This window comes from Flavobacterium sp., assembly GCF_046155325.1.
Classification (GTDB): Bacteria; Bacteroidota; Bacteroidia; order Flavobacteriales; family Flavobacteriaceae; genus Flavobacterium.
Genome location: NZ_JBJXDQ010000142.1, coordinates 1 through 6,772 on the forward strand (window position 1 = coordinate 1; position 6,772 = coordinate 6,772).

The 6,772-nt window shown below is 32.5% G+C and carries 2 protein-coding genes; both read left to right on the plus strand.

Translation table 11 applies throughout. The features are described from left to right. Positions 1-302 precede the first annotated feature (302 nt). Positions 303-884 carry a Holliday junction branch migration protein RuvA gene (gene ruvA, locus ACKVOD_RS09920; RefSeq protein WP_409209313.1) on the plus strand — a complete coding sequence of 194 codons (582 nt, stop codon included), beginning with the start codon at positions 303-305 and terminating at the stop codon, positions 882-884. Between the two features lie 57 nt (positions 885-941). Then, positions 942-6,772, plus strand: a 5,831-nt coding sequence (sprA, locus tag ACKVOD_RS09925; RefSeq protein ID WP_409209314.1) for a cell surface protein SprA, incomplete at its 3' end; no start/stop codon positions are given.

Consider the following 6,772-nt stretch of genomic DNA (forward strand, 5'->3'; position numbering starts at 1 on the left):
CAATAATCGAAATACAAAAAGAAACTATTAAACATTTAGACTCTTATATTTCTCAGTAAGAATCTCACTTAAAATAAATTAATAGCTGCAAAAATAGCAGCTATTTTTTTGTACTAATATCAAAAATATTAATGGCTTATTCCTATTGACAAGTCAAACTCTCAAACTATTTTAAATACTTTTTTTATTTAAGGCTCATATATTATCACGTTAAATAATGATACCGTAATGAAGATAACTTAATTAAAATTTTGTTAAATTCTATTTAAGATTTCTTATATTTGGGGGCTTAAATTTAGTTAATGATATCACACTTACAAGGAAAATTAGTTGAAAAATCTCCCACACATGTAATTATTGAATGTAATGGTGTTGGTTATCATGTAAATATATCTTTACACACTTATTCTTTAATCCCTTCTAATGATCTAATAAAATTGTATACACACCTACAAATCAAAGAAGATGCACATACTTTGTTTGGATTTGTAGAAAAATCTGAAAGAGAAATTTTTAAATTATTATTATCTGTTTCAGGAATTGGGGCAAGTATTGCAAGAACTATGCTCTCCTCACTAGATCCAAAGCAAATTACAACTGCTATTGCTTCTGCTGATGTGGTTACAATTCAATCTATAAAAGGAATTGGTGCCAAAACAGCTCAAAGAGTCATATTAGATCTAAAAGAAAAAATGTTAAAATTGTATGATTTAGACGAAGTTTCCCTAACGCAAAACAATACTAAACGAGATGAGGCGTTATCTGCTTTGGAGGTTTTAGGTTTTGTTCGAAAAACATCTGAAAAAATAGTTGAAAAGATAATTAAAGACGATCCAGATAGTTCGCTAGAGTCAATTATTAAGAAAGCTTTAAAAATATTATAAAAATTGAAAAAAAATTACTCAAAAAGCAACTTATTTATATACAAAACTTATCAATTTTTGTCAATCTTATTCTTTGGATTAGTAGCAAATGCCCAAGTTGAAGAGGTATCACAAGACACTACTAAAACTGGTTTTTCGACTGGGAAAATTCAAATAAAAGACCCTAAAAGCATACTTTCGGAATATACATACGATTCTGCAACTGATAGGTATGTCTATACTAAATCTATGGATGGTTTTCCAATCAATTATCCTACTATTCTAACTCCCAAAGAATACGAGGCATTAGTTAGAAAAGAATCTATGCGAAATTATTTTAAAAGTAAATTAGACGCGATTGATGGCAAGAAAGAGGGTAGTGAAGAGGCTAAAAAAGATTTATTGCCAAGATATTATGTGAAATCAGGACTTTTTGAAACTATTTTTGGCAGCAATACCATTGATATTAAGCCAACGGGTTCCGTTGAAATGGATTTCGGTGCAATATATACCAAACAAGATAATCCTTCTTTTTCTCCAAGAAACAGATCTACTTTCACGTTTGATTTTAAGCAAAGGATCAGTATGAGTTTGTTGGGTAAAGTGGGTAACCTTTTAAACGTAAATATGAATTATGATACTCAATCTACTTTTGCTTTTCAAAATTTAATAAAATTAGAATATGCACCTACTGAAGACGACATTCTTAAAAAAATTGAATTTGGAAATGTTAGTTTACCGCTAAATAGTTCATTAATTAGAGGGGCGCAAAGTTTATTTGGAGTTAAAGCAGAAGCTCAGTTTGGTAAAACTACAATTACAGGTGTTTATTCTGAACAAAAATCTCAGACCAAAAGTGTAGTAGCTCAAGGCGGAGGAACAATTCAAGATTTTGAGGTATTTGCTCTTGATTATGATAATGATAGAAACTTTTTCCTTTCGCAATATTTTAGGAACAAATACGATTCAGCTTTAAAAAATTATCCGTTTATTAATAGCAGGGTTCAAATTACTCGTTTAGAAGTTTGGGCTACAAACAGGCAAAATAGGATTAACACAACTAGTAATAATTTAAGAAATATTATTGCTATTCAAGATTTAGGGGAGGGCCAATTAACAGGCTTAAATGATTATGAAGTTGTGGCTTTATACCCATCGACTGGAATTTTCAATAATCTAATTGATTCCCCAACGGATAACTCCAATAATGATTATGATCCAGCTTTAATTGGAAAGCCAGACGGATTGTTAAAGCCAGAAATTAGAGAAATAGCAACTGCCAGTGCGGGATTTAATGGTGTAACCGTTAGTGAGGGGCAAGATTATTCAAAACTAGAAAATGCTAGAAAGCTAACGGCTAATGAATATACCTTTAATCCTCAATTAGGTTATATTTCCTTACAACAACGATTAACCAATGACGAGGTTCTAGCCGTCGCCTATCAATATACAATTGGAGACAAAGTATATCAAGTAGGTGAATTTGGTAATGATGGTGTTGACGCGACCGTTGTTACAGGAACCAATACAAATCAGGCTATTATTTCTCAAAGTTTGGTTTTAAAAATGTTGAAAAGCAATTTGACAAGTGTTAATCGTGAAATAACTATAGATCTAGTCAAAAAGGAGGTAGTTACTCCAGTTTGGAATTTGATGATGAAAAACATTTATCAAATTCCTGGCGGCTATCAAATCAAACAAGAAGATTTTAGATTTAATATTCTTTATACGGATCCATCTCCCTTAAATTATATAGATCCAGTTGTTGGAACTTCATTTCCAGCGAATCCTTTGTCAGAAAATAAAGTTGCCCAAACGCCACTGCTTAAAGTTTTTAATTTAGATAAATTGAATTTCAATAACGATCCACAAGAGGGAGGAGATGGTTTTTTTGATTTTATGCAAGGATTAACTATAGATGCTCAAAACGGAAGAATAATATTCACAACAAAAGAACCATTTGGAGAGTTATTATTTGATAAACTATCGAATGGTGGAGAATTGTATAGCGATATTAGTTCTTATAATGAAAACCAAAAGAAATATGTGTTTCAAAGCATGTATCGCAATACTCAGTCAGGTGCATTGCAAGATAGTGATAAAAACAAATTTTTATTAAGAGGAAAATACAAATCTACTGGGGGCGACGGTATTCCAATAGGAGGTTTTAATGTGCCCCAAGGTTCGGTTGTGGTTACTGCTGGCGGAAGAACGTTGGTTGAGGGAGTCGATTATAGTGTTAATTATCAATTAGGAAGGGTTTATATATTAGACGCTTCGCTTCAAGCCTCAAACACACCAATCAATGTTTCTTTAGAAAACAACTCGGTTTTTGGACAACAAACCAGAAGGTTTGTAGGTTTTAATTTTGAGACTAAAATTTCGGAAAAGTTCGTTTTTGGAGGAACGTATTTAAAAATGACCGAAAGACCATTAACTCAGAAATCTAGTTTTGGTCAAGAATCTGTAAATAATACTATTTTTGGTTTAAACACCAATTTTTCTACGGAACTTCCCTTTTTAACCAGACTGGCAAATAAACTTCCGAATATAGATAGTGATGTTCCTTCTAATCTTTCTGTTCGTGGAGAAGTTGCTTTCTTAAAACCAGATTCTCCAAAAGCAGCCGATTTTGATGGAGAAGAGACAATTTATGTTGATGATTTTGAAGGGTCACAATCTACAATAGATATGCGTTCCGTTTTTGCTTGGAGTTTGTCATCAACACCTTTTAAAGACCAGCAAAGTGTTTATAATTTTAATGAAGATTCCAATACCTTAGACTATGGTTCAAAGAGAGCTAAATTAGCTTGGTATACTATAGATCCAGTATTTTACACACAAAAACCAGCAGGTGTAACAAATGAATATTTGTCTTTAAATTCAACCAGAAGAATTTTTAACGAAGAGTTGTATCCTTTAACAGATATTGCTCAAGGACAAACTCAGGTAATTAATACTTTAGACTTAACTTATTTTCCAAAGGAAAGGGGTCCGTACAATAACAATGCAAGTTTTGGAACCAATCCAAAAGATAATTTTGGAGGGATCACCCGATCTATTAGCTCAACCAATTTCGAGCAAGGTAATGTTGAGTATATTCAGTTTTGGGTAATGGATCCTTATGTAGGAAAAGGGGAAAGTACACCTGTAAATACAGGAAAAATTTATTTCAATTTAGGGGAGATATCTGAAGATGTCCTAAAAGATGGAAGAAAACAATATGAAAACGGATTGGGACCTGACCAGATATTAGTCACTCCACAACCCATTTGGGGAGATGTTCCTGCTTCACAATCATTGATTTATGCCTTTGATGCTAATGCAGACAATCGTAAAAACCAAGATGTTGGTTTAGATGGTTTAACAAATGACGGCGAAGCTTCAGTTTACAACAATTTTAGTAACGAACCCGATCCTGCCGCCGATGATTATACTTATTATTTAAATACACCGGGCAGTATACTAGAACGGTATAGAAATTACAATGGATTAGACGGAAACTCAGCAGTAGATATTAATGATGCCAACAGAGGATCTACCTCTCTTCCTGATGCCGAAGATATCAATCGTGATAATACTATGAATACGATTAATGCGTATTATGAGTACAGTATTGATATGAAACCTGGAATGCAAGTTGGAGCAAATTATATTACTGATGTTAGAGAAACTAACAGGACCTTACCTGACGGCACCGACACACCTGTTCGATGGATTCAATTTAAAATCCCAGTATCTCAACCAGAAAACACTATTGGAAATATTTCTGATTTTCGATCGATTCGTTTTATGAGAATGTTTATGACAGGTTTTAGTGATCAGGTTACTATGAGATTTGGTTCTTTAGATTTAGTGAGAGGCGAATGGAGACGATACACCAATACTCTTGATGTAAATGACACCAATGTTGATGATGACGGAACGGATCTTGATGTATTAGCAGTAAATATTCAGGAAAATGAACAAAGATGTCCTATTAACTATGTAGTTCCTCCAGGCGTGCAACGCGAACAATTGTTAAATAATAATACAGTAATCAACCAAAACGAGCAATCACTTTCTTTAAGAATTTCTGGCGACGGATTAGAACCTTCAGATTCACGCGCCGTTTTCAAAAATGTAAGTATTGATATGCGTCAATATAATAAATTGAAAATGTTTTTGCATGCCGAATCTTTACCAAATGAATTTGCATTAATAGACAATGAGATGATTGGATTTATTCGTTTTGGTAATGATTTTACCGACAATTTTTATCAAGTAGAAATTCCTCTTAAAGTAACACAAAATTCAAGTTGTTCTCCTTTGACTTCAGAAGCGGTTTGGCCAGAAGCAAACGAGATCGATTTATCTTTAGCATTACTAACTAAATTAAAAGTTATTTCCAAAGGTATTGATTTGAATACATTACCAGCGGACGGTATTTATTATCAGGATGAAGGCCAACTTGATTCTTCATTGTCGGGGAAAATCAATAAATTGAGATTGGGTATCAAAGGGAATCCAAATTTTGGTTTGGTTCGAACTTTGATGGTGGGATTAAAAAATAATACTGTCAGAGATGATCTTAAAGGAGAAGTTTGGTTTAATGAGCTACGAATTGCCGATATGGATAATAAAGGAGGAATGGCAGCCCTATTAAACATAGATGCAAATATGGCCGATTTTGCTACCATATCAGCTACAGGTAAAAAATCTACTATTGGTTTTGGTGCCTTAGAACAAGGGCCAAACGAAAGAAGTCGTGAGGATAGTCAACAATATAATATTGTTACCAATATTAATTTAGGTAAATTATTGCCAGTGAAATGGGGAATTAATTTACCCTTTAATTATGCCATTGGTGAAGAGACAATAACACCACAATATGATCCATTTAATCAGGATATCAAACTTAAAGAATTGTTAGACAATACTTCAAATAAAGACGAAAGAGATAATATAGAAAATAGAGCAGTAAATTATACTAAAAGAAAAAGTATAAACTTTATTGGAGTAAGAAAACAAAAAGCAGCTGATAAGACAGCACATGTTTATGATCCTGAGAACTTTACTTTTTCGCAATCTTATAATGTTGTGCAACGTCATGATTATGAAATTGAAGATTATGTAGATCAACAATCAAACACGGCAGTAGATTATGCATTTAACTTCAAGCCTAAACCAGTTGAACCTTTAAAGCAAGTTGGATTTTTACAAAAAAGTGATTATTGGAAACTCTTAAGTGATTTTAACTTTAATTATTTGCCATCAAGTGTTTCTTTTAATAGTAATATCAATAGACAGTACAACCGTCAACAGTTTAGACAAGTTGAAGTCGATGGTATTCCGCTAGATGCTTTATACCGAAGAAATTTTTTATTCAATTATCAATATGGATTTAATTATAATTTGACTAAGTCATTAAAATTAAATTATACAGCTTCTTCTAATAATGTTGTAAAAAATTATTTAAATGAAAATAATGAACCAATTGATAGTTTTACAATTTGGGATAGTTATTGGGATAGTGGAGACCCTAACCGTCATGTTCAGCAATTAGTAGTTAATTATGACCTCCCTTTTGATAAAATACCATTATTGAGCTTTATAAAAGCTAATTACTCATTAACAACAGATTATAGTTGGCAACGAGCTTCAAATGCATTGTCAGAAATAGTTATTGAAGGAACAAATTATAACTTAGGAAATACAATTCAAAATTCAACGGCTCAGAATTTGACGGCTACCTTAGACATGGATACTTTTTATAGCTATTTAGGCTTGATCAAAAAGAAAAAATCGACACCAAAACCAAAAGCTACCGCTCCAAAACCAGGTGAAAAAGTGGTAAACACAGTCGTTAAAAATCAAAGTAACAATCCATTTCTAGATGGGTTATTAGGAGTGTTAACAAGTGTAAAAAA

Excerpts from the sequence above, each read along its gene's own strand:
- ruvA (WP_409209313.1), top strand. The coding sequence starts at position 303 with ATGATATCACACTTACAAGGAAAATTAGTTGAAAAATCTCCCACACAT.